Here is a 24,052-nt window from a genome sequence, read left to right as displayed (position 1 = left end):
GGGTTTGTAATTTTATAAAACTTCATCCTTAGAACTTAAAAGCAACTCCCAAAACAAAATTCCGTCCCAGATTGGGTATTCCTGAAGTAGCCAATCGAGATAAATGCGGTATATAGGTTTTATTGAGCAAGTTATTACCATTCAAATTGATATCAAAAGCTGTTTTGCCCAATTTCACCTTACCGCCAAACCCCATATTAAACAACGTATAACCATCTGAAGAAATATCATATCCGCTTACTTTATCCTGACTGAAAGTTGTCGAAACATTCAAAGTGGCAAATGCATCTTCAAGCCAATTGCCAATCTTAAAATCGGTTTTTATGGTATTGTCCCAATTGTTGGCAGGGATTTGTGGCAAGTAACCACCATCCTGCAATTTTCCCGTAACGGTTTCAAAACTAGATTCGATATGCAACCAATCCAATGGATGCGGGTGAATGTGCAAAGCTAATTCTCCTCCATACAAATTGGCATTATTCTGGATGTAATCATAAACCTTGAATCCATCAATTTCTGCTCCGGTTGGTGACGAATAAATATAATCGTTGATATGATTATAAAAACCGCTTACACTAAACTCAAAATGGGTGCTTTTGTATTCCAAATCCAAATCGGTTTGCAAATTTTGTTCGGTTTTTAAATCTGCGTTTCCTATTTCATAACGAAAAGTTCCTTCGTGAACTCCGTTGGACGAAAGCTCGGCCAAATTCGGAGCCCTAAAACCCGTTGCCGTATTCAATCGGAAAGATAAATCCTTGGCAAAATTGGTTTTGTAACCCAATGAAGCGTTGAAACTGTCATAATTTTTATCAAGTGCTTCAAAATAACCTTCATCCCCAACGATTCCATATTCTTCGGAAACTAAATGTCGGTAATCAAAACGAAGTCCTCCCTGAATCGAACTTTCTCCCCAATTATAAATCCCAGTTCCAAAAACGCCAAAGTCATTCGTTGTTGCGTTTGGAATTAAATATTCTTCTCCGAGATTTCTATTTTCTTGAGACATTCCCTGTATTCCAAATATGGTTTCAACTTTCCCTAGTTTAGGAAGATAATATTTGACATTATAGTCAAACGTGTTTAAAATCATGTGCAAAACCGCAACATCACTGTCTTCAAATTCGTTTCTGTCATTTCGGATATAACCCAAATTCACATCCAATTTGGAATCGGTAAAAAACAGGGTGTTGTTCAAGGAGAATAAATTATTGTAAACCCCTTGTTTAGGAAAAGCTGTTTTTTTGGAAGTGGTTTGATCAGCGATTCCATCCTCCGGAATTCCCACATCAAGATTGTTGTAATTGTATCGCAACACACTCGAAAATTTGGCGTTGCTGTACCCTAATCCGGCCTTGAAATCCATTTCCTGAAAACGGGTGTTGGTCACACGGTCACCATCGGGAATTTTATAATCGGATTGGGTGTTGTAAGAACCGCGTACCAAATATTTCCAATTATCGGTGGATGTTTTCAAACCTAAAGTTGTACTGGTTCCGAGCGTATTCGAAAACATTCGTTGTCCAAAATCGCCCTGAAAAGTATTCGCCAAGGCAAACTTTTCGGGATTAAAAAACAAAACCCCACCTAGCGCATCCGAACCGTAAAGCAAGGAAGCCGGACCTTTTATAACCTCAACATTTTCCACTCCGGCGTCGTTGAGTCCAAGCCCGTGTTCATCTCCAAATTGTTGATTCTCCAATCGGATTCCCTGTGTATATACCAAAACCCTGTTCCCGCTCAATCCGCGGATTACTGGTTTACCTATAGAAGTTCCTGTAGAAACTTGTGAAACTCCCGGAATGGTTGCCAATCCTTCAATCAAGGTGGCACTCCCCTTTTCCTGCATTGTTTTAACACTTTCGCGGTCAATTTTCATTACGTTTTGGGATTGCAATTTGGAAAATGGCGTGGAGACAATAACCTCATCCATCTGAAAGGCCAGTTCTTCCATAACAACATCGAGTGTCTGCGTGTTTTGGACTTTTTCGATCTTTTTATTTTGGGTCGCAAACCCCACGGATGAAAACACTAAAGTTAAATTACCGTTTGGAAGTGCGGTCAAAGTATAAACTCCGTTTTCGTCTGTTTTTGTTGATTTATGCAAATCGGAGGCATCGACGATAACGCCTGCCAATGAATTGTTTTTGGAATCGGTGACTTTTCCGGTTATGGAATTTTGTGCCTGCAAAAAGGCGGTAAGCCCCAAAAATAGGGCAACTATATATCTTTTCATTTAAAATGATTTTATTGTTCCTCACCCCAACCCTCTCCAAAGGAAAGGGAGAAATGAAAGAAATATTTTTACATAATTTATTTGTGAATCAAAAATTCATCTAGAAACTTACATGTTTATTTTTTAAATAAATGTAAATTTCAAACTCTATAAAAAAGCAATAAAAACAGGAGGTGCCCGAAGTGCAAAAAGGCTCCCTTTAAAGAATTCGGTAATTTCTCTGGATTTGAAAAAAGTATATTCAGAGTGTATTATAGCATCTTGAAATCCATAGGAAGCAATTTCAGAATAAGTAAAACTGCTTATTTTAAAATCACAAACATAACAATGGTCAAAATTGTGATGCTGATGGGTAATATCATGCTTAGATGTGTGAGAATGATGGCATTTTTTTTCTGAAAGCTGTTGCGCCAGATGCTGATAAGTATGCGCAGTTTGGAAAAGCATTGCGAACAATACCGCAAATGCCCAGAAAAAATTTAATATGACAATCCTTTTTCTCATCCGGTGCAAAGGTAATCATAGAATAGAAAAAATCCGATTAACTTTATATTATTTTAAAGTCAATCGGATTTATATAATAGTAAAATGGATTAAACCAAGTTTGCAGCAATTAAATATTCTGCGATTTGTATAGTGTTTGTCGCAGCTCCTTTTCTCAAGTTATCGGCAACAATCCACATGTTCAAAGTGTTTGCCTGGCTTTCGTCACGACGGATTCTACCAACAAAAACTTCATTTTTACCTTCGGCATATTTTGGCATTGGGTAAGTGAAAGTGTCTAAATTATCCTGAACCACCACTCCATCAGTTTGACTCAAAATAGTTCTAACTTCGTTAACGTCAAAATCATTGCTGAATTCCACATTCACAGCTTCACTATGTCCACCAACAACCGGTACACGCACAGCGGTAGCCGTTACTTTGATAGAATCGTCACTTAAGATTTTTTTGGTTTCTTTAACCAATTTCATCTCTTCTTTAGTGTATCCGTTATCTTCAAAAACATCACATTGCGGGATACAGTTACGGTTGATTTCGTATTTATAAACCATGTCGCCTTTTACTCCGGCCACTTCGTTTTCAAATTGTTGAACCGCTTTTACACCCGTTCCTGTAATAGATTGGTAAGTAGAAACGATTACACGTTTTATGTTATATTTTTCATGCAATGGAGCCAAAGCCAATACCATTTGGATAGTCGAACAGTTTGGGTTGGCAATAATTTTATCCTCTTTTGTCAATTGATTGGCATTGATTTCAGGAACAACCAATTTTTTGGTAGGATCCATTCTCCATGCAGATGAATTGTCAATAACGGTAGTTCCCGCTTCCGCAAATTTAGGAGCCCATTCTAGTGATGTTCCTCCACCGGCAGAGAACAAAGCGATGTCTGCTTTCAAGTCAACTGCAGTTTGAAGACCAACCACTTTATATTTTTTCCCTTTGAATTCGATTTCTTTCCCAACTGATTTCTCAGATGCAACTGGGATTAATTCTGTTACAGGAAAGTTTCTTTCCGCCAATACTTTCAACATTATTTCGCCAACCATTCCGGTAGCTCCTACAACTGCTATTCTCATTGTATATATTTTATAGTCTATTTATTTTTTTTACAAAAGTATGTAATCTTCAAAAAGAAACAAGGGGGTTCACAAAAATTAACAAATTGTTATAAATTAAACAAGTATTTTTAAGTTCCTGAAATTCTAAGTTTTTACCAAGTAACTTAAAAACTTAGTATCTTAAAAAAAGAACCACCCGTTTATAAGGTGGTTTAGTTAGAATATATAGTGTAAAGCGGTATAATTTCTTTTTCAAAGTTGCTGAGTTCCGGAGATACTAAGATTTTTAACTCAGAAACTTATTGACTTAGAATCTTAGGAGTTACTTTTTCAATAAATCCCTGATTTCGGCAAGTAATTCTTCCTGTGTTGGCCCTGCTGGAGGAGCTTCAACCACTGCTTCTTGTTTTTTGGTTTTTTCATAGGCTTTTAATACCATAAAAATACAAAAACCAATAATCACAAAATCAAAAACGGTTTGAATAAAAGAACCATAGTTAATCGCAACTTCTGCTACGGCTGGCGCTTTTTCGGCACCATTTTCCATAACTGCGGGAATGCCTTCCTGAAGCACAATTTTCAGGTTTTTAAAATCAACTTTTCCTAATAATAATCCAATAGGCGGCATTAAAACGTCATTTGTAAAAGAGGTCACAATTTTTCCGAATGCACCCCCAACAATTACCGCTGTAGCCAAATTCACTATTTCGCCTTTCATCAAAAAGGCTTTGAAATCACTGATAAATCCCATAATGTTTTGATTTTGGTTAGTTTATAATGTAACGAATATAGTTAATCTTTTACAAAAAACAGCATTATTCCCTATAAAAAACCCTCTTAACTCTTTGCGAAATACTAGTAAGAATTTCATACGGAATTGTTTTCAGTTGTTCGGCCATATAAGTCACGGTCGGGCTTTCGCCAAAAATCACCACCGAATCCCCTTCTTTACAGTCAATCCCGGTCACGTCCGCCATTAACATATCCATGCAAACGCTTCCAAGAACAGGTGCTTTTATATTTTTAATGGTTACAAATCCAACACCATTCCCCCAATGTCTCGAAATTCCGTCAGCATAACCAATCGGGATCGTAGCTATTTTAGATTCTCTCTCCGCCATAAACCGTCTGCCGTAGCCCACGCTTTCGCCTGGCTGAATTGTCCTGATTTGGGAAATAACCGATTTTAACGTTCCAACGTTTTCAAGGTATTTTTGCTCCTCCGAATCATTGGAAACACCATACAAACCAATTCCCAAACGAACCATATCGTATTGCGCTTCCGGAAAATTACTGATACCGGATGTATTCAAAATATGGCGGATAGGACTAATCCCCAATTCATTCATTAATTTCGAAGATAATTTTTCGAATAACCCAATTTGATATTGAACAAAATCTTTCTGTTGCGGGTCATCACTGGTAGCCAAATGCGAAAGAATGCTCTTCACTTTGACCGTTTGGTTTCCTTTCAAAGTAACGATTAAATCATCAATCGTGTTTAATTCAAAACCCAAACGATGCATTCCGGTATCCATTTTTATATGAATAGGAAAATCTTTTAATTTTTTCTGTTCAGCAATTTTCAGAAAAGCATTCAATCCTTTCAGACTGTAAATTTCCGGTTCCAATTGATGCTGAATAATTGCCGGGAAACTGGTATTCTCCGGATTCAAAACCATAATCGGCAATTTGATGCCCGCGGTTTTCAGCGAAATTCCCTCATCGGCGAAAGCCACACCCAAATAATCCAATTTGTGATGCTCAAGCAATTTTGCAATTTCAAAACCCCCGCTTCCATAACCAAAAGCTTTAACCATCGCCATCATTTTGGTCGTTGGTTTTAGTTTTGATTTGAAAAAATTAAAGTTATGACTTATTGCATTCAGGTTAATTTCAAGAACGGTTTCGTGTGTTTTCTCTGCAAATGCCGCCACGATTTCTTCAAACTGGAAAGATCGCGCTCCTTTTATAAGAATGGTTTCATTTTCGAAATTCAACTGCTCCAATTGCGCCAAAAATTCATTGCTATCTTTAAAAAATGAAGCATTCGGAAGTTTTGTTTTCAAAGTAGAAATCGTTTCGCCAATTCCGATAACACGGTTAATATTATTGGAAATAATCAGCTCGGCCACTTTAGAATACAAAGCTTCATTCGATAATCCGCTTTGAAAAATATCCGAAAGAATTACCGTCTTCTTCTGATGCTGTTTTTGGCTTTCAAGAAAATCCAATGCTATTTTCAAAGACTGAAAATCGGAACTGTAACTGTCATCGATAAGGCTACAATTATTGATTCCCTTTTTCACTTTCAAACGCATTTCAATCGGAAACAATAATTCGATTCGGCTTTGAATCGTTTTGGCATCGTATTCCAAATACAACAAAACCAAAAGACAGGAAATCACATTTTCGACAGAAGCATCGTCCACAAAAGGGATTTCCAAGGCCGAAACATTCCCTTTGCATGTATATTCAATAAGTGTATGGTCGTGCGTATGCTCTTTTTTGGACACAAAAACAGCGGCGGTTTCATCTGTAAAAGACCATGAAATAGCCTCACCCCGCCCCTCTCCAAAAGAGAGGGAGGAAGAACTTGACATGAAATTATCTGTTAACTCATTTTTTTGATAAATCACTACTTCCGAATGTTGGAAAAGCAACATTTTTTCCTTGATTTTTTCATCCAAATTTTCAAAGCCTTCATCGTGGGCAGAGCCGATATTGGTCAAAATTCCGACCGTTGGCCGAATGATTTTCTCTAGTTTGTCCATTTCCGAAACCGTCGAAATCCCGGCTTCAAAAATCCCTAAATTATGCTGTTCGTTTATAGCCAAAACTGACAACGGAACCCCCACTTGTGAGTTATAGCTTTTCGGGCTTCGGATGATATTATAGTCGGGACTCAACAGGAAATTGAGCCATTCTTTTACGATGGTTTTACCGTTACTTCCCGTTACTCCAATAATCGGAAACGAAAAAAGGCTTCGGTAATAAGCTGCAAACTGTTGTAACGCTTTCAACGTATTATTGACAACCAAAAAATTGGCTTTTCCCTCAAGACCATCGGGAATATGGGTCACCACAAAATAACGAACGCCTTTTGCAATTAAATCTTTTATGTAAATATGGGCATCGTGATTCGCTCCGGCTAATGCAAAAAAGAGCGTTTTCTCATTGTTTTGCAAAGAACGGCTGTCTATAGAAACAGTGTCTATAGTCTCTCCATCAGGATTTCTATCCCATTTTGATTGGAGAACACTTTCAATATTTGAAATATTTAAATTCAATCTTGAGTTTTATTTAAATTTTTTATTCTCGTCATTTTTTTCATCTTTTCGCATGGCGTGAAAATAGGCCGCACGGCTCAAAGGCTCGTATTCTTCAGTCTCACCCAGCATAACGAGTTTGTCGTTGTCTGTTTTTCGAAAACTGTAATTCGCCAGATTCCCGGTTCGTGTACACACCGCATGTACTTTGGTCACATACTCGGCTGTGGCCATAAGCGCAGGCATAGGCCCGAAAGGATTGCCTTTGAAATCCATATCCAAACCAGCAACAATGACACGAATTCCCTGATTGGCAAGGTCGTTACAAACCGTCACGATTTCGTCATCAAAAAACTGGGCTTCATCAATCCCGATCACATCACAACCTTGCGCCAAAATAGCGATATTGGCAGCTGCGGGAACCGGTGTTGAACGAATTTCGTTGCTGTCATGTGACACTACCATTTCCTCATGATAACGGGTATCGATAGCAGGTTTAAAGATTTCTACTCGTTGTTTGGCAAACTGTGCCCGTCTTAACCTTCGGATGAGTTCTTCGGTTTTTCCCGAAAACATGGAGCCGCAAATGACTTCAATCCATCCAAATTGCTCTTTATGATTTACTGTGTTTTCGAGAAACATTTTATTTTTTTCTAGCTTAAAAAATGAATAGTTTTTATTACTTTGTATCCGTAATAAATTGTCTGGGTAAACTTCTATTTTACCTCGTTTCAAAAGTAGATAATTTTTGCCAATTCAGAGATTGGACAGGTCTTATTTCGATAATAAATAGAAAAAAAGAAGCTTATCCCGCTAAATCATTACAAACAAGAACACTATCATAAAAAAGCCATATTCATCATAATTTCAGAAGCCATGAAGAAAAAATTGGAAGCCGACTTAATTAGCATTGCTCATAGAATTTTACAATTAAAAGATAAATCTGATATCAACCAGCTTTATCTGGAAACACAGAAATTATATGAAAAATTAGCCGTTTTACGATTTGTTGAAAATTATTTTGGAGAACCAAAACCTACTATTGGCCAAGCCGAAGTTGTAGAAAAAATGAAGGAGTTTTTCGAAACTATTTCTGTTCCCGAATTTCAAAAACCTGCTGCAATTACAGACCCAATGTCAGAAGAAGATTCTGTAGTTGAAGTTATTGAGGAAAAAGAAATCATTTCGGTTGTTGAAGAAACTAAAGAAGAAGAAATCACAGCAATCGCTGAAGAAGAAATTCCAACTTCAAACACTGTAGAAACTTTAGAAACTGCAGAAGAAGCACCTGTTGAAAAACCTTTATTCTCTTTGGACGAAACAGAAATTCAACCGATAGAACCTGCTAAACCTGAAACCCCAAAGAAAAAAGAAGCTGTCCAAATCTCTTTTGATGACTTACTTGGTGGTCATTATACTGATCCTGATTTTGTAAAAGTTCCATCTACAGGTAAAAAGCAAGAAGCTGATTCCAACCCACCCGTTCCTTCTTCTTTTGACATTCCAGAAGAAACCACTTCGAATGCCCCTCAAACGGAGCCCGAAAAAACAGAGCCCAAAACAGTTACCTTAAATGATAAACTAGCCAAAGAAATCAATATTGGACTCAACGACAGGATTGCTTTTGTAAAACATCTTTTTGGTGGTAATAATGAGGATTACAACCGTGTTATAAGCCAACTCATTACATTTGACACTTATCTGGAAACCAAAACATTTATTGACGAAATGGTAAAACCAGATTACAATAATTGGGAAGGAAAAGATGAGTATGAAGCACGCTTTATGGAAATCATTGAGAAAAAATTCCTTTCGTTTTAATCCTTTCTTAACCTATTTATTATATCGCATTTCAAACCCAAATTTACCTTAAGAATGAGCATCAAACCACTTATTTATTTCTTATGCTGTTTTAGTTTAATAATCTCCGGGTGTTCTAATTCAAACGAAGATGAATCTAAAAACATAAGCACCGATCCAGATTGCAAACAAATAGTTAACATACCTGACGCCAATTTTAAAGCAAAACTGTTATCATCAAAAAATGATATTAACTCTATAGCCACAAATTTACAAGGTTTTCAATTTAAAATTGATACAAATGATGACGGGATTATTCAAGTTTGTGAAGCCGAAAATGTTAGTGCTTTAGATCTTCAAAGTGCAAATATTACGAATTTAGAAGGTTTACAATCATTTCCAAATCTTAAAAGATTATACTGTGGTTATAACAGTATTGGCAGCATAGATGTTTCTAGTTTTACAAAATTAGAAATTTTATATTGCCATTCTAATAAAATCACAAATTTAAACGTACAAGGTTTAAACAATCTGCAAGAACTTTTATGCTATGGCAATCAATTAACATCTCTAAATTTGAAATCATTACCAAAATTAGAAATAGTACGATTTGAAAATAATAAAATTAGTGACCTAAACATTGAGAATTCAGATAAAATAAAATATATAACTGGTGACAATAATTTATTAACCACTCTATCAGTAAAACATTTAGCTAATTTGGAAAATTTAAGTGTGAATAATAATTCATTAACTTCATTAGACATTAGCGACTTAAAAATCATTCATAATTTACAATGCAGTTCAAATAAAATAACTAAATTAAATAGTTCCAATTGTACAAATCTAGGATGGTTAGATTGCGATCATAATGCATTAACAGAATTAATACTTGATAATTGCACAAAAATGAATTCCCTTAAATGCAATGGAAACCAATTATCATCATTGAATCTAAAAGGATTAAAAGAACTAAACAATATTGACTGTTCTTTTAACCAATTAAAAACTTTAGATACGCGTGATTGCCCCCTATTAACGAATTTAGATTGCTATTCAAATAAATTAGAATACTTGATTGTTAAAACTATTGGTACTGGTAATGGCTCAACGATCAGATATTCATTTTATTTAAATCCAAATTTAAATTCAATTTGTTGTAACCCAACTGAACTTGAATATGTTAAAAATTTAATTAATACTTATGGATATAATTGTCAAGTAACCACAAATTGTTTTTAATTTAAAAAATGTCAAAATTATATATCGTACCAACTCCTATCGGCAACCTCGAAGACATGACTTTTCGAGCCATTAGGATTCTTAAAGAAGTAGATTTAATTCTGGCCGAAGACACCAGAACGAGCGGTAAACTGCTCAAGCATTTTGAGATTGGCACACATATGCACAGTCATCATATGCATAACGAACACAAAACCACTGAGAATATAATTTCCAGATTAAAAGCCGGTGAAAACATTGCTTTGATTTCGGATGCGGGAACACCAGCGATTTCAGATCCTGGTTTTTTACTTACTCGTGCTTGTATCGAAAACGGAATTGCAGTAGAATGCCTGCCCGGCGCAACAGCTTTTGTACCTGCTTTAGTGAACAGTGGTTTACCCAATGACAAATTCGTTTTTGAAGGTTTCCTTCCAGAAAAAAAAGGAAGACAAACCCGATATCTCGAATTAGCAGAAGAAACCCGAACGATGATTCTGTATGTTTCCCCGCATAAATTGGTCAAAACTTTAGCCGAGTTTATCACTTATTTTGGCGAAGACCGACAAATTTGCGTTTGCCGAGAATTATCAAAACTACATGAAGAAAATAGACGCGGTACGGCAAAAGAAGTCTTAACCCACTTCGAAAAAACTGCCCCTCGTGGCGAAATTGTTGTTATCGTTGCCGGAAAAACAATTGTAAAAGAAGCCAAGAAAAACAAATTTCAAAAAGAAGAATAAATACATAAATATGACAATCAATAACTTTTTAGACAAACTAAGACAAAACCCAACAGCTAACACATTTGCTGAAACAATTGATACAATAGAAGAAAATTACAATTTTATCCCTACCGCTTTTCAAAACGGGGATACACATAATGCGGCAGGAACTAATTCAGGTTCTTGTAAATTATTTGCTTTCGCACAATTACAAAAATTATCCGTTGACGAAACATTAGCTTGTTTTGGAGCTTATTATTTTGAAGAAGTTTTAGGGGATCCAAATGGAACTAATCATCAAAACATTCGCAACTTCATGAAAACAGGCTGGGACGGAATTCAATTTGAAGGTGAAGCTTTGGAATTGAAATAATTTATTTAAAATTTTAGATTTCAGAAATCTAAAATCGTTAATCTAAAATCAAAAATTTAATGCGTTGGACACTAAAGCCAAAACCTGCTGAAGAAAAAATAAAGCACTTAGCTCAAGCTTTGAATGTAGAAGAATTTATTGCTACTTTGTTAATTCAAAGGGGCATTGAAACTTTTGAACAAGCCAGACTTTTTTTCAGGCCAAGTTTGGACGATTTGCATGATCCTTACCTAATGAAGGACATGGACAAAGCCGTCGCGCGCATTGAAAATGCTATTGCAAATCAGGAAAACATCCTCATATTTGGGGATTATGATGTTGACGGCACAACCGCAGTATCACTTGTTTCTTCCTATTTAAAAAGCTTTTATCCCAACATAGCGACCTATATTCCTGATCGTTACAATGAAGGTTATGGCATTTCGTACGCAGGAATTGATTTTGCCGACGATAACGGATTCTCACTCATTATTGCCCTGGATTGTGGTATAAAATCCATAGATCATATCGCTTACGCAAAAGAGCGAAACATTGATTTCATCGTTTGTGACCACCACAGACCAGGGGAAATTATACCCGAAGCCGTTGCGGTTCTAGATCCAAAACGAGAAGATTGCAGCTACCCTTATGACGAATTATGCGGTTGCGGTGTTGGTTTTAAACTTATTCAGGCTTTAGGAACCAACAGAAACCAAACTATCGAAGATTTGGTTTCGTATCTTGATTTAGTAGCCATAGCAATTGCTGCCGACATTGTACCCTTAACTGGCGAAAACCGTGTTTTGGCTTATTTCGGATTACAAGTAATCAATGCCCAGCCGAGACCTGGAATTAAAGCATTGGTACACCAGATAAAAAAGAAAACGCTCGACATTACTGATGTGGTGTTTATCATTGCTCCGCGAATCAATGCTGCGGGACGTATCAAACACGGTAATCATGCCGTCGAATTGTTGTCAGAATTTGATTTTGAGCAAGCACAACAATTTGCTTCAGAAATTGAACAATACAATTCTGACCGAAAAGATCTGGACAAACAAATTACCAAAGAAGCGCTCCAACAAATTACCCAAAATCAAGAAGAAAACAACTTTACATCGGTGGTTTTTCAGGAGGATTGGCACAAAGGTGTTATTGGAATTGTGGCTTCCAGATTGATTGAAACTTATTATCGCCCTACATTGGTTTTTACAAAAAGTGGCGACAAATATGCCGCTTCGGCGCGATCGGTGAAAGGATTCGACGTGTACAATGCGCTCGAAGCCTGTTCGGAACATCTGGAACAATTTGGAGGACACATGTATGCTGCAGGAATGACTTTGAAGGAAGAAAATTATCAAATCTTCAAAAATGCATTTGAAAAAACAGTTCAGGAAACCATTCATCCTGATCAGTTAATTCCGGAAATATCTGTAGATGCCGAAATTGATTTTGAAAACATCACTCCAAAATTAATTCGGATCCTGAAACAATTTGAACCTTTTGGCCCATTAAACATGACTCCCATTTTTTTAACCAAAAAAATAAAAGATACAGGTTATGCGAAAACGCTTGGCTCTGAGGATGAGCATTTAAAGTTATTCGTAAAACAAAATAACTCCGAAGGCCTTGCTGCCATTGGCTTTGGCCTAGGACATAAAAAAGAGTTAATCTCTGATCAAAAAGAATTTGAAGCCGTATATTGCATCGATGAAAATGAATGGAATGACAAAGTAAGCATTCAATTACGATTAAAAGACATTAAATAAAAATTATGAGTAAAAAAACAAAAGATCCATATGCTGCCTTGCGTTATACAGAATTTAACGTGTTTTTATTATTGCGGTTTGCTATGGTTTTTGCATGGTCAATGCAATTCATCATCATAGAATGGGAGGTATATAGTTTAACCAAAAGTGCGCTTTCTTTAGGAATAATTGGATTAATGGAAGTGATTCCTGCCATTGCAATGGCGTTATTTGCCGGTCATATTGTAGATCAAAAAGAAAAAAAAGGGATGCTTGTTAAATGCATTCTAGGATTTTCAATAATAAGTTTTGGACTGTTTTTACTGACTTGGCCAAAAGTTGTAAGCGGTTGGTCAACAAATACTGTTCTGTATTCCATTTATTTTCTGGTTTTTTTAGGTGGATTGGTTAGATCGTTTCTTGGCCCAACAATATTTTCTCTTTTATCGCTAATTGTCCCTAAAAAAGTTTATCCAAATGCAGCAACTTGGAGCAGTTCGGTTTGGCAGATTGGTTCTGTAGCAGGACCTGCTGTAGCGGGATTTTCGATAACTTGGATTGGGGTTCATTGGTCGATGTGTTCCATTTTTGCCTGTTCCGTTTTTGCATTATTGATTCTGACACAAATTTCCAAAAAGCCTATTTTAAACACAAAAATCGGAGAGCCCGTAATGGAAAGTTTAAAGGAAGGCGTAAAATTTGTTTTTACCAATAAATCCATTTTGGGAGCTTTAACGCTAGATATGGTCGCGGTTCTTTTTGGAGGTGCTGTCGCGTTGCTTCCCATTTTTGCACAAGACATTCTAAAAGTAGGCCCCGAAGGTTTTGGTATTTTAAGAGCTGCTCCGGCAGTAGGTGCTTTGTTAACCATGTTCGTTTCTACTCATTTACCTTTTTATAAAAATGCGGGAATTAAGCTTTTGGCCGCTATTTTTGGTTTTGGTATTTGCATTATTGTTTTTGGCCTTTCAACATGGTTTTGGTTATCCGTTTTTGCTTTATTTATGAGTGGCGTCACCGATGGTTTTTCAGTGGTAATCCGTCAAACAATTTTACAGCTCAAAACTCCGGATCATATGCGTGGTCGTGTATCGGCAGTAAATTCAATATTTGTTGGTTCATCTAATGAATTAGGCGCGTTCGAAAGTGGCTTGACCGCAAAACTTATGGGAACAGTTTCGGCAGTTGTTTTTGGAGGAAGTATGACACTGCTTGTTGTAATTTTTACAGGATTAAAACTACCTGGATTTAGAACATTAGATTTACAAAAAGACATGGAAGACCACGAAAAACACGAGTAGTAGTTTTCTTCTGATTTATTCGAAAAAAAAGTATATTTACTGCAATGGGAAAAACAAAATTACTTTTTGCGATTGCAGTTTTTATAATTTTTTTTACAAGTTGCACTAATAAAACTGAAGAATATATTGATCCCCGAGGAACTGATTATGCAGGATCCGAAAGTTGTGTACAATGTCATCAAACACAATCTGAATCAACTTTTCACAGCTCGCATTTCAAAGCGACCGCACCAGCCATTCCTGAAAATATTTTAGGTGCTTTAAGCAAAGGAAAAAATATTTTTGTTTATGACAAAAGCACCAAATTAGCAATCGAGGAACGCAACGACAGCCTTTATCAGGTTCTTTACAAAAATAGTAAAGAAGTTGCTGCACATCGATTTGAAATTGTTTTTGGCAGCAAACATGCACAAACTTCTGTCTATTGGCGAAACAATAATACCTACGAATTACCGCTTTCCTATTACACATCAGTAAAAAGCTGGGCAACGAGTCCAGGTTTTCCGGCAGACAAACCGTATTTCGATCGAAAAGTTGTTAAAGATTGTTATGCCTGTCACAGCTCAAACATAAGCAGCAGAACTGTAAATCAAAGTTCCAGCGAAAACAATTTTCTTACGATGGACGCTGAAGATATTGTCAATAAAAAAACGATCGTTTACGGAATTGACTGTGAGCGTTGTCATGGACCAGCCAAAAAACATGCCGAATTTCATCTGAAAAATCCAAATGTAAAAATAGCAAACTACATTGTCTCTTACCAATCGCTAAGTCGACAACAAAAGCTTGACGCTTGTGCTCTTTGTCACGCTGGAAATGATGGTATAAAAATAAAATCACGTTTCGAATTTAAACCCGGCGATAAACTTTCGGATTATATAAGAAGCCTGAGTGACCCTAATAGTACAGCCAATTTTGATGTACACGGAAATCAATATCGATTATTGGCACAAAGCAAATGCTTTATCAAAAGCGAAAAAATGGATTGCATTACCTGTCACAATCCACATGAAAATGCATCACAAAACCTAGCTTCCTATTCTAAAATTTGTCTCTCCTGTCATCAAGAGATCAAACACACCGAATCTACTCTTAAAACGATGCCAGCCTCATTACTGGTCAATAATTGTGTGGAATGCCATATGCAGAAACAACCATCGAATGCTATTCGTTTTCAGCTTTCAAATAATGCAGAAATGTCCAATTATATTTTAAGAACCCATAAAATAGCGATCTATCCAAAAGCGGAAAACAGCAAATAGTTTCACTGTTATTTTTGGACAATATTCCAAACACTAATTTTTGCTCTAGTTTGAAAACCTAGTTTTTCATACAATTTGATTGCTCCTATATTGGATTCGGCAACATGCAAGAACGGAGTTTTGCTTTGTTTCAAAATTGCATTAACAGTATGAGCCACTAATTGCTTCGCGTAACCTTTTCCAGTATGCTCTGGATGTGTAATTACAGCGCTTACTTCTGTAAATTCATCCATTTGCATTCGTTCCCCCGTTACGGCAACGAGCTGGTTATTTTTATAAATTCCGTAATAATTACCCAAAGAGGAAGTCTTCTTTTTGAAATACTCAGGATAAACTATTTTGACCAATCCTAATAAATCATCTAGATGATTCTCACCTAATTTCACAATCTGATCTTTGTTTTCACCCTCAATTCTTTCATGAATAATCATTTGAAGACAGATTAATTCATGGTCCAATTTCAAATTATCCGGAACAGTTGGTTTGTTTCCGATAATATGAAAATTATTGACGAGTTTCGCATATTCCGAAATGTGATTTTCTGTATTTTCTGCGACAATTAAGCCCCCAAAAGGGCAATAATCTGGATGGTAAAATTTTATGGTTCCAAAATCAATTCCAAAATTCTTATGCGTTTCGGAGACTGAATACCAAACAGGATTATCTAATTTATGATTATCGGTTGCCATCGTTATTTTATTTGTGAAATACCGAAAAATGAGTTACACTAAAAACAATGTGGTTTATTCAAACTTTTTAATCTCGAAAGTTTCTCCATCAAAAACTCCATAAGTAAAATAGGTGATCCAATCCCCCAGATTTACATAATCGGAATTTTCTCCAACTGGCTTTATCATTGGCAAATGACGGTGACCAAAAACAAAATAATTATAGTGTTTGGTTTCCAATTTTCGTTTGGCATAAAGGATAAGCCATTCTTTTTCTTCACCCAAGAATTTAACGTCTTCGGCACCTGAAATGAGTTTATTTTTAACAGAAAGGTATTGAGCCAATCTTACACCAAGATCAGGATGAAGCCATCTGAAAAGCCACTTGGAAAGAGGATTGGTAAACACTTTTTTCATGCGTTTGTATCCTAAATCTCCCGGACCTTTTCCGTCGCCATGACCAATCAAAAAGGTTTTACCATTAAAAGTAAATTCTTTGTTGTCGTGGTAAACAGGAATGTTCAATTCGGTTTCAAAATAGTCGGCCATCCATAAATCATGATTTCCCACAAAGAAATAAATAGGGATACCACTGTCGCGAATTTCGGCCAACTTCCCTAAAATACGGACAAAGCCTTTAGGAACAACGGTTTTGTATTCGAACCAAAAATCAAATAAATCACCCAAAAGAAATATCGCTTCGGCATCGTCTTTTACTTTGTCCAGCCAAGCGACAAACTTTTGCTCTCTTGGAAAACTCAACTCACGAGTTGGTGCACCAAAATGCTGATCGGAGGCAAAATAGATTTTTTTATTATTGGAAAATTGCATGAACTACGTATAAATTATTGATTGTCACTTGCAAACCATTCGGCAAACGAAGACTCGGTTTCTTGCAATTTCAACGAAAAAAGATGAATATTTTGAGGCAATCTGCGGATGATTCTTTGAGAAAAATCGACTACCATATTCTCGCTTGTTGGCTGATAATCGACTAAAATCACATGATGTCCACGGTCTTTTAATTCATTGGCCAACTCTATATGCGGAGTGGTTTGATTAAAAACAGTGGCATGATCGAATTGATCGACAATCTCTTCTTTTACAATCTTTTTCAAATCAGAAAAATCAATGACCATACCAAACTTCACATTGCTTCGATCAGTAATCGGCTTTCCAATAACGGTAACCGATAATTTATAACTATGGCCGTGTACATTTTTACATTTCCCGTCGTATCCGTATAAAGCGTGACCGGTTTCAAAATTAAATTGTTTGGTAATTCTGATATTGCTCATTGAAGATTTATTTTGACTGCAAATTTAATGAATTCGCACGAGAAATGGCCTGAAAATGTAGTCAACTGTTTTCTCAACAAAACTATGTTATTTGCTGTAAATCCCTAGCCCTGATAGTAGCGGCATCCTGTGGTCTTGGGGTTCAAGACCACAGATACAGCGGACAGCAGGAAATAGCTCCTAATAATTTGTGAAATATTTCGATTACAGTAAATATAATCGTTATTTTGTAGAATCAAATTTCAGCACTTTATGTTACAAAAACTGTTTAAATATATTCCTTTTTTGCTTTTGCTTTTTTTTATTAGTTGTGCCAAAAGAGGAGCCATTACTGGTGGTGCAAAAGACACCATTCCACCAGTATTAGTATCTAGTTTCCCTGAAAATTATTCTACAAAATTTACAGGCAATAAAATCAGACTTATTTTTGACGAGAATGTTAAAATCAAAGACCTAAACAAGCAATTGATTATTTCGCCACCAATGAAGAATGAGCTGTTAATCGTTCCGACAACGGCCACAAAAAAATTGACTATTACCATTAACGATACTTTGCAGCCCAATACTACTTACAGCCTGAATTTTGGACAGAGTATTACCGACAATAATGAAGGAAATCCGTACAATCAATTCAAATACGTATTTTCTACCGGAGATTATATAGACTCATTAGCCCTTGGCGGCAGGGTGAAAGATGCTTACGACAAAGAAGTTGCCTCTTTTGTCTCGATTATGCTTTATGAAGCAAATGAAAAGTTCAATGATTCTACTATTTATAAAGAGGGTCCACGCTACATTACGAACACTTTGGATAGTTTGAAAACATGGCGATTGGAGAATTTAAAAGCAGGTAAATATTATTTGATTGCTCTGAAAGACAATAATAAAAACAATAAATTCAACCCAAAATCAGACAAAATCGCCTTCAATAAAGGAATTGTAACGATTCCGAACGACACTGTTTTTGAAATGGAACTGTTCAAGGAAACAATGCCTTTTAAAGCCATAAAACCTGTGCAAGCCTCTGGGAACAAACTAATTTTGGGCTATGAAGGCAAAATAAACAAGCAGGAAGAAAGCCCAAAAATTGTCTTAAAAAACAAAGAAGAAATCATACCATCGATAGTTACAAAAATGAGCAAAAAAGACTCCTTATTTGTATGGTATAAACCGATAAAAACGGATTCTCTTTCTTTACATCTGGTAAAAGATAAATATGAAAAAACTTTTGGTTTTAAAATCAAAAATCAAAAAAAAGACACCTTAAATATAAAGGCTGTTCAAGCTGGGAACTTAGCTTTTAGAGAGCGTTTTACTTTGGAATCCAGTACTCCTTTGGTGAAATTTGATAAAACAAAAATGAAATTAACCGATAAGGATTCGGTTGCTGTGCCTTTTACTACAGAATATGACGAATTCAACCAACAATTATTCGTTGATTTTAAAACTGATGAGTCACAGAAATATCATTTAAAAATGCTGCCGGGCGCACTTACCGACTTTTTTGAAAAAACAAATGATACATTATCCTTTAAGGTAAGCACACAAAAATTTACAGATACCGGGAATATTTTTCTGACTTTGAAAAACGTAAATCGCTTCCCTGTCATTATTCAGTTGACAGATGAAAAAGGAGATGTCGTTAAAGCAAGTGCTTATACCGAAGATAAGACAAGAATTGAATTCAATCTCTTAGAGCCAAGTAAATATACACTTCGGGCCATTTATGATGACAATAAAAACAAGCAATGGGACACTGGAAATTATCTTGAAAAAAGACAAGCAGAAGAAATAATCTATTCCTCTAAGGAAATAAACCTTCATGCTAATTTTGATCAGGAAGAAAGTTTTGACTTAAGCATTCCTTATGACCCTGCAGTAGCCAAAAAGAAAAAACCTAAAGAAACAGAGAAGAAGAAAGCTAAATCATCACCCTTTTAGCACAAAAGAATCCCGGTCATTTAAGAAGTTGAACTTTTTTCTGGCAAGGAGCAATTCGGCTTTGTTTAATTCGACAATAAAAACGCCTTTTGTTTCTATTGGTTCCATCAAGTAATCCCCCAAGAAATTAACGACTTGGGAATGTCCGTTATACTCATGTTTGTTGTCGTCTTCTCCGATGCGATTAACTCCAATGGTATAACTCATATTTTCTATGGCACGTGCTTTAAGCAAAGAATCCCAGGCATTTATTCGTGCTTTTGGCCAATTGGCAACATAAACCAAAACATCATATTCCTCAACGTTTCTGGCAAAAACAGGAAAACGCAAATCATAACAAATCAACGGACAAATTTTCCAGCCTTTATATTCTACGATTAATTTTTGCTTACCAGCAGTATAAATTTCGTCTTCTCCCGCCAAAGTAAACAAATGTCTTTTGTCGTAAAACTGAACTTCACCCGAAGGAAATACGAAAACCAATCGGTTATAAAAATTGTCATTCTCTGTAATGACCAAACTTCCGGTGATGGCCGCATTTTTGGCCTTCGCCAAATGTTTTAACCAAACAATCGTTTCCCCCTGCATGGTTTCGGCTACGATATTGGGTTCCATAGTAAATCCAGAAGTAAACATTTCGGGAAGTACTATTAAATCAACATGCTCGAAAATAGCGTTAATTTTTTCTCCGAGTTTTTTTCTGTTTTTTTCTGGGTTTTCCCAGGCCAAAGACGATTGTATAAGTGCGATTTTCATTTTGAATAGCTTACTATTTCACAAAGATACGCAAAGAAAAAAATAGATACACGAAGGTTTTATACAAACAAAAAACGTCCCAATTTCTCGGGACGTTTTTATTTCTGTTTTTGGCTAATGCCTAAAAATATTATTTCAAACTTGCTGACAGATATTCTCTGTTCATACGAGCGATGTTTTCCAAAGAAATTCCTTTTGGACATTCGATTTCGCAAGCTCCCGTGTTGGTACAGTTACCAAAACCTTCTTCATCCATTTGACGAACCATGTTCAATACACGTGCTGTGGCTTCTACTCTACCTTGTGGTAACAATGCGTATTGAGATACTTTTGCTCCAACGAATAACATTGCAGAACCATTTTTACAAGTAGCTACACAAGCTCCACAACCGATACAAGCAGCTGCTTCGAAAGCTTTGTCTGCATCATCTTTAGGAACTGGAATTGTGTTTGCATCGATAGTATTACCAGAAGTATTTACAGATACGAAACCTCCTGCTTGTTGAATTCTATCGAAAGAAGTTCTATCAACAATCAAATCTTTGATTACTGGGAAAGCTGCCGAACGCCATGGCTCGATAACGATAGTATCACCGTCATTGAACATTCTCATGTGTAACTGACAAGTAGTGATTCCTGTATCCGGACCGTGTGCACGACCATTGATATACAAAGAACACATTCCGCAGATTCCTTCACGACAATCGTGGTCAAATGCTACTGGCTCTTTTCTCTCGTTTACTAATTGTTCGTTCAATTGGTCCAACATTTCCAAAAATGAACTTGCTGTAGAAACATCATTTAATTTGTATGTTTCCATTTTCCCTTTTTCTTTGGAGTTCTTCTGACGCCAAATTTGAAGGCTTATATTGATATTTTTTGCTGCGCTCATGATCTCTTATTTGTAATTTCTTGCGGCTATTTTAATAAACTCGTATTTCAATTCTTCTTTGTGAAGCTCTTCATTTTTGATGTCGTAGCCTTTGTATTCCCAAGCTCCAACAAATTTGAAGTTTTCGTCATCACGTAGAGTTTCTCCTTCAGCATCTTGATATTCTTCACGGAAGTGACCTCCACAAGATTCTTTACGTTGTAAAGCGTCGATTGCCATTAATTGTCCTAATTCGATGAAGTCAGCAACACGAAGCGCTTTTTCCAACTCAGGATTCAATTCATCTGCATTTCCTGGTACGTAAACATCTTTGAAGAATTCTTCTTTCAAAGCAGCAATTTCTTCAATCGCTTCTTTTAAACCTTGCTCATTACGTCCCATTCCAACTTTATTCCACATGATGTTTCCTAAACGTTTGTGGAAATGATCCACTGATTTAGTTCCATTATTAGCTAAGAATTTACTGATGCTTTCTTTAACATTTTTCTCAGCTTCAACGAATTCAGGTAAATCTGTAGAGATTTTTCCAGTACGAATATCACCTGCTAAATAATCAGAAACTGTGTAAGGCAATACAAAATAACCGTCAGCCAAACCTTGCATCAAAGCAGAAGCTCCCAAACGGTTCGCTCCGTGATCAGAGAAGTTAGCCTCTCCTGCAACGAAACAACCTGGAATTGTAGATTGTAAGTTGTAATCTACCCAAACACCACCCATTGTGTAGTGAACTGCAGGATAAATTTTCATTGGAGTTTCATATGGATTTTCATCCGTGATTTTTTGGTACATTGTAAACAAGTTACCGTATTTTTCTTCCAACCAAGCTTTTCCAAGTTTAGTAATTTCTTCTTGGGAAGGGTTGTGATTTCCTTTTGCGTAAGCTGTTTGTTTACCTTTATTTTGAATCTCTGTTGAGAAATCCAAGTAAACTCCTTCGTTAGTATCGTTAGCCTCAATTCCGTAACCAGCATCACAACGTTCTTTTGCAGCTCTGGAAGCTACGTCACGAGGAACTAAGTTACCAAACGCAGGGTATCTTCTTTCTAAGTAGTAATCTCTATCTTCTTCAGCGATTTGTGTTGGTTTCAATTTACCTGCACGAATTGCTTCAGCATCTTCTTTTTTCTTTGGAACCCAAATACGTCCAGAGTTTCTTAACGACTCTGACATCAACGTTAATTTAGATTGGTTTGTTCCGTGTACCGGAATACAAGTTGGGTGGATTTGAACATAGCAAGGATTTGCGAACAAAGCTCCTTGTTTGTGTATTTTCCAACCAGCAGTTACGTTTGATCCCATTGCATTTGTAGAAAGGAAATAAACGTTTCCGTATCCTCCCGAAGCAATGATTACAGCGTGAGCAGAATGTCTTTCGATTTCTCCGGTAATCAAATTACGGGCAATGATTCCACGAGCTTTACCGTCCACTTTTACCAGTTCCAACATTTCGTGACGATTGTACATGTCCACACGTCCCAAACCGATTTGTCTTGATAAAGCTGAATAAGCTCCTAACAATAATTGTTGTCCTGTTTGTCCAGCAGCATAAAAAGTACGTTGTACTTGTGTACCACCAAAAGAACGGTTGTCTAACAATCCACCGTAATCACGTGCAAAAGGAACTCCTTGAGCCACACATTGGTCAATGATGTTTCCAGAAACTTCAGCTAAACGGTGAACGTTTGCCTCACGAGCACGGTAATCACCTCCTTTAATTGTATCATAAAATAAACGGAAAGTACTGTCACCGTCATTTTGGTAATTTTTTGCTGCGTTGATACCTCCTTGTGCAGCGATTGAGTGCGCACGACGTGGAGAATCTTGGTAACAAAATGCTTTTACGTTATAACCCATTTCAGCAAAAGAAGCAGCAGCCGAAGCTCCAGCCAATCCTGTACCTACTACGATAATATCTATTTTTGGTCGGTTGTTTGGTGCAACTAACTTTAAGTGATCTTTATAATCAGTCCATTTCTGTGAAATGTGACCTTCTGGAATTTTAGAATCTAGTTTCATATATTGATATATATTTTTTTATCTGTCGTATGCAATTAGCATTATCAAATCGGTTTTCGCCACCAAATACAATAATACTTATTTCATTATAGATTGATATTAATTATTAAAATGGTGAAATAGTGCGATGAAAATAAATCCAACAGGAACTATAACTGCAAATGCATAACATAATTTATGTAATGACTTCCCTATTTTATTGTCAAATCCTACAGATTGCAAAGAAGAAGTGAATCCGTGCCAAAGGTGTAATCCCAATAAAACGAAAGCAATACTGTATAATCCTGTACGAACAGGGCTTTCAAATTTAGCCACCAATTCAGGATAGTATCTTGTTTCGTCAATTATATTTGACTCAACATATTTATAAACCATTTCATGAACCCAGAAATCGTAAAAGTGCAAACCTAAGAAAGCCAATACAACTAATCCAGAAATAATCATGTTTCTTGATGCCCAGGATGCATTTGCAGCACCATCATATTTTACATAGGCAACAGGTCTAGCCTTTTTGTTTTTCAACTCCAATACAAATCCCATTATGAAGTGAAAAACAACCCCAGCAACCAAGATTGGCTGCATTACAAATTGGATTAGCGGATTGTAACCCATAAAATGTGACATCGCATTAAATGAATCGGCACTGAAAACCGAAACTAAATTAATAAAGAAATGCAGCGATAGAAACATAATCAAAAAAAGTCCTGAAAGCGCCATGGCCACTTTTTTGGCTATAGACGACTTCAACATTGCAGATTTTGCCATAATAATATAAATTGTTTTTATTTTTTTTAAAAAGTGGAACAAATTTAGAGTAATTAGAAAAGAATAGCAACCAAACTTGCAATTTTACGCCACTATTTATAATCATTTTAAAGTACTTAAAGGATACGTAGTGAATACGTAATAAAATACGTAGTTTTTAATCACTATTGCAGCAATGTAATCGATTGTCTTTCAAATTAAAAAAGTATTAAAATTAAAGACCAATTTATATTTAAT

The 24,052-nt window shown here is 36.2% G+C and carries 21 protein-coding genes; 8 read left to right on the top strand and 13 right to left on the bottom strand.

The features are described 5' to 3' along the window. Positions 1-28: 28 nt before the first annotated feature. The 6 genes from OZP12_RS02990 to OZP12_RS02965 form a co-directional block, all read right to left on the bottom strand. On the bottom strand, positions 29-2,236 hold the full coding sequence (locus OZP12_RS02990) for a TonB-dependent receptor (RefSeq protein WP_281227570.1): 2,208 nt from the start codon (positions 2,234-2,236) through the stop codon (positions 29-31). 147 nt (positions 2,237-2,383) lie between these two features. Continuing rightward, a complete protein-coding gene (locus OZP12_RS02985) occupies positions 2,384-2,740 on the bottom strand; it encodes a hypothetical protein (protein WP_281227569.1) in 357 nt (118 codons plus the stop codon). A gap of 89 nt (positions 2,741-2,829) precedes the next feature. Continuing rightward, positions 2,830-3,819, bottom strand: a complete 990-nt coding sequence (locus OZP12_RS02980; protein WP_281227568.1) for an aspartate-semialdehyde dehydrogenase — start codon at positions 3,817-3,819, stop codon at positions 2,830-2,832. A gap of 304 nt (positions 3,820-4,123) precedes the next feature. Then, the gene (mscL, locus tag OZP12_RS02975) at positions 4,124-4,552 is read right to left on the bottom strand and encodes a large-conductance mechanosensitive channel protein MscL (protein WP_281227567.1); all 429 of its coding nucleotides are present in this window, start codon (positions 4,550-4,552) and stop codon (positions 4,124-4,126) included. A 64-nt stretch (positions 4,553-4,616) separates the two neighbouring features. Then, positions 4,617-7,091, bottom strand: coding sequence for a bifunctional UDP-N-acetylmuramoyl-tripeptide:D-alanyl-D-alanine ligase/alanine racemase (locus OZP12_RS02970; RefSeq protein ID WP_281227566.1), 2,475 nt, complete (start codon positions 7,089-7,091; stop codon positions 4,617-4,619). Between the two features lie 9 nt (positions 7,092-7,100). Further along, entirely contained in the window at positions 7,101-7,712 is a 612-nt protein-coding gene (locus tag OZP12_RS02965) for a thymidine kinase (RefSeq protein ID WP_281227565.1), read from the bottom strand. 234 nt (positions 7,713-7,946) lie between these two features. Here OZP12_RS02965 and OZP12_RS02960 point away from each other — a divergent pair, with 234 nt between their 5' ends. Genes OZP12_RS02960 through OZP12_RS02930 form a run of 7 tightly spaced genes read left to right on the top strand, consistent with a single transcriptional unit; the run spans position 7,947 to position 15,479 of the window. Beyond that, positions 7,947-8,891: a DUF8457 domain-containing protein gene (locus tag OZP12_RS02960; RefSeq protein ID WP_281227564.1), complete on the top strand. Its 945-nt coding sequence runs from the start codon at positions 7,947-7,949 to the stop codon at positions 8,889-8,891. Positions 8,892-8,945: 54 nt separating this feature from the next. Beyond that, entirely contained in the window at positions 8,946-10,112 is a 1,167-nt protein-coding gene (locus tag OZP12_RS02955; RefSeq protein WP_281227563.1) for a leucine-rich repeat domain-containing protein, read from the top strand. 8 nt (positions 10,113-10,120) lie between these two features. Then, positions 10,121-10,834 (top strand): 16S rRNA (cytidine(1402)-2'-O)-methyltransferase, encoded by a 714-nt coding sequence (gene rsmI, locus OZP12_RS02950; RefSeq protein WP_281227562.1) that lies wholly within the window; start codon positions 10,121-10,123, stop codon positions 10,832-10,834. 10 nt (positions 10,835-10,844) lie between these two features. Beyond that, positions 10,845-11,189, top strand: coding sequence for a HopJ type III effector protein (locus OZP12_RS02945; protein ID WP_281227561.1), 345 nt, complete (start codon positions 10,845-10,847; stop codon positions 11,187-11,189). A gap of 59 nt (positions 11,190-11,248) precedes the next feature. After that, positions 11,249-12,937: a single-stranded-DNA-specific exonuclease RecJ gene (gene recJ / locus OZP12_RS02940; protein WP_281227560.1), complete on the top strand. Its 1,689-nt coding sequence runs from the start codon at positions 11,249-11,251 to the stop codon at positions 12,935-12,937. Positions 12,938-12,942: 5 nt separating this feature from the next. Continuing rightward, positions 12,943-14,217 carry an MFS transporter gene (locus OZP12_RS02935; RefSeq protein WP_281227559.1) on the top strand — a complete coding sequence of 425 codons (1,275 nt, stop codon included), beginning with the start codon at positions 12,943-12,945 and terminating at the stop codon, positions 14,215-14,217. Positions 14,218-14,261: 44 nt separating this feature from the next. After that, the gene (locus OZP12_RS02930; RefSeq protein ID WP_281227558.1) at positions 14,262-15,479 is read left to right on the top strand and encodes a cytochrome c3 family protein; all 1,218 of its coding nucleotides are present in this window, start codon (positions 14,262-14,264) and stop codon (positions 15,477-15,479) included. A gap of 8 nt (positions 15,480-15,487) precedes the next feature. Here the strand turns inward: OZP12_RS02930 and OZP12_RS02925 are convergent, their stop codons facing one another. From OZP12_RS02925 to OZP12_RS02915, 3 genes are read right to left on the bottom strand one after another with little or no spacing between them, the layout of a single operon-like run. After that, positions 15,488-16,168 (bottom strand): GNAT family N-acetyltransferase, encoded by a 681-nt coding sequence (locus tag OZP12_RS02925; RefSeq protein WP_281227557.1) that lies wholly within the window; start codon positions 16,166-16,168, stop codon positions 15,488-15,490. Between the two features lie 54 nt (positions 16,169-16,222). After that, positions 16,223-16,978, bottom strand: coding sequence for a UDP-2,3-diacylglucosamine diphosphatase (locus OZP12_RS02920; protein WP_281227556.1), 756 nt, complete (start codon positions 16,976-16,978; stop codon positions 16,223-16,225). A gap of 14 nt (positions 16,979-16,992) precedes the next feature. Then, entirely contained in the window at positions 16,993-17,445 is a 453-nt protein-coding gene (locus OZP12_RS02915) for a 6-pyruvoyl trahydropterin synthase family protein (RefSeq protein ID WP_281227555.1), read from the bottom strand. 252 nt (positions 17,446-17,697) lie between these two features. On the opposite strand from OZP12_RS02915, the gene OZP12_RS02910 reads away from it, so the two are divergent. Then, positions 17,698-19,386: an Ig-like domain-containing domain gene (locus tag OZP12_RS02910; protein ID WP_281227554.1), complete on the top strand. Its 1,689-nt coding sequence runs from the start codon at positions 17,698-17,700 to the stop codon at positions 19,384-19,386. Here the strand turns inward: OZP12_RS02910 and OZP12_RS02905 are convergent. From OZP12_RS02905 to OZP12_RS02890, 4 genes are all read right to left on the bottom strand, one after another. After that, positions 19,375-20,142: an amidohydrolase gene (locus OZP12_RS02905; protein ID WP_281227553.1), complete on the bottom strand. Its 768-nt coding sequence runs from the start codon at positions 20,140-20,142 to the stop codon at positions 19,375-19,377. The genes OZP12_RS02910 and OZP12_RS02905 overlap by 12 nt on opposite strands. A gap of 130 nt (positions 20,143-20,272) precedes the next feature. Then, a complete protein-coding gene (locus tag OZP12_RS02900) occupies positions 20,273-21,034 on the bottom strand; it encodes a succinate dehydrogenase/fumarate reductase iron-sulfur subunit (RefSeq protein WP_281227552.1) in 762 nt (253 codons plus the stop codon). Between the two features lie 6 nt (positions 21,035-21,040). Further along, positions 21,041-23,050, bottom strand: coding sequence for a fumarate reductase/succinate dehydrogenase flavoprotein subunit (locus tag OZP12_RS02895; protein WP_281227551.1), 2,010 nt, complete (start codon positions 23,048-23,050; stop codon positions 21,041-21,043). Between the two features lie 99 nt (positions 23,051-23,149). After that, entirely contained in the window at positions 23,150-23,815 is a 666-nt protein-coding gene (locus OZP12_RS02890) for a succinate dehydrogenase cytochrome b subunit (RefSeq protein WP_281227550.1), read from the bottom strand. Between the last annotated feature and the right edge of the window lie 237 nt (positions 23,816-24,052).

Source organism: Flavobacterium aquiphilum (assembly GCF_027111335.1).
Classification (GTDB): Bacteria; Bacteroidota; Bacteroidia; order Flavobacteriales; family Flavobacteriaceae; genus Flavobacterium; species Flavobacterium aquiphilum.
The sequence above is the reverse complement of the archived record's forward strand: the minus strand, read 5'-3'. Positions and strand labels throughout refer to the sequence as shown.

Bases quoted from the DNA above. Each gene is read 5' to 3' on its own strand.
- OZP12_RS02990 (WP_281227570.1), bottom strand. From the start codon at position 2,236: ATGAAAAGATATATAGTTGCCCTATTTTTGGGGCTTACCGCCTTTTTG.
- OZP12_RS02985 (WP_281227569.1), bottom strand. From the start codon at position 2,740: ATGAGAAAAAGGATTGTCATATTAAATTTTTTCTGGGCATTTGCGGTA.
- OZP12_RS02980 (WP_281227568.1), bottom strand. From the start codon at position 3,819: ATGAGAATAGCAGTTGTAGGAGCTACCGGAATGGTTGGCGAAATAATG.
- mscL (WP_281227567.1), bottom strand. From the start codon at position 4,552: ATGGGATTTATCAGTGATTTCAAAGCCTTTTTGATGAAAGGCGAAATA.
- OZP12_RS02965 (WP_281227565.1), bottom strand. From the start codon at position 7,712: ATGTTTCTCGAAAACACAGTAAATCATAAAGAGCAATTTGGATGGATT.
- OZP12_RS02960 (WP_281227564.1), top strand. From the start codon at position 7,947: ATGAAGAAAAAATTGGAAGCCGACTTAATTAGCATTGCTCATAGAATT.
- OZP12_RS02955 (WP_281227563.1), top strand. From the start codon at position 8,946: ATGAGCATCAAACCACTTATTTATTTCTTATGCTGTTTTAGTTTAATA.
- rsmI (WP_281227562.1), top strand. From the start codon at position 10,121: ATGTCAAAATTATATATCGTACCAACTCCTATCGGCAACCTCGAAGAC.
- OZP12_RS02945 (WP_281227561.1), top strand. From the start codon at position 10,845: ATGACAATCAATAACTTTTTAGACAAACTAAGACAAAACCCAACAGCT.
- recJ (WP_281227560.1), top strand. From the start codon at position 11,249: ATGCGTTGGACACTAAAGCCAAAACCTGCTGAAGAAAAAATAAAGCAC.
- OZP12_RS02935 (WP_281227559.1), top strand. From the start codon at position 12,943: ATGAGTAAAAAAACAAAAGATCCATATGCTGCCTTGCGTTATACAGAA.
- OZP12_RS02930 (WP_281227558.1), top strand. From the start codon at position 14,262: ATGGGAAAAACAAAATTACTTTTTGCGATTGCAGTTTTTATAATTTTT.
- OZP12_RS02925 (WP_281227557.1), bottom strand. From the start codon at position 16,168: ATGGCAACCGATAATCATAAATTAGATAATCCTGTTTGGTATTCAGTC.
- OZP12_RS02920 (WP_281227556.1), bottom strand. From the start codon at position 16,978: ATGCAATTTTCCAATAATAAAAAAATCTATTTTGCCTCCGATCAGCAT.
- OZP12_RS02915 (WP_281227555.1), bottom strand. From the start codon at position 17,445: ATGAGCAATATCAGAATTACCAAACAATTTAATTTTGAAACCGGTCAC.
- OZP12_RS02910 (WP_281227554.1), top strand. From the start codon at position 17,698: ATGTTACAAAAACTGTTTAAATATATTCCTTTTTTGCTTTTGCTTTTT.
- OZP12_RS02905 (WP_281227553.1), bottom strand. From the start codon at position 20,142: ATGAAAATCGCACTTATACAATCGTCTTTGGCCTGGGAAAACCCAGAA.
- OZP12_RS02900 (WP_281227552.1), bottom strand. From the start codon at position 21,034: ATGAGCGCAGCAAAAAATATCAATATAAGCCTTCAAATTTGGCGTCAG.
- OZP12_RS02895 (WP_281227551.1), bottom strand. From the start codon at position 23,050: ATGAAACTAGATTCTAAAATTCCAGAAGGTCACATTTCACAGAAATGG.
- OZP12_RS02890 (WP_281227550.1), bottom strand. From the start codon at position 23,815: ATGGCAAAATCTGCAATGTTGAAGTCGTCTATAGCCAAAAAAGTGGCC.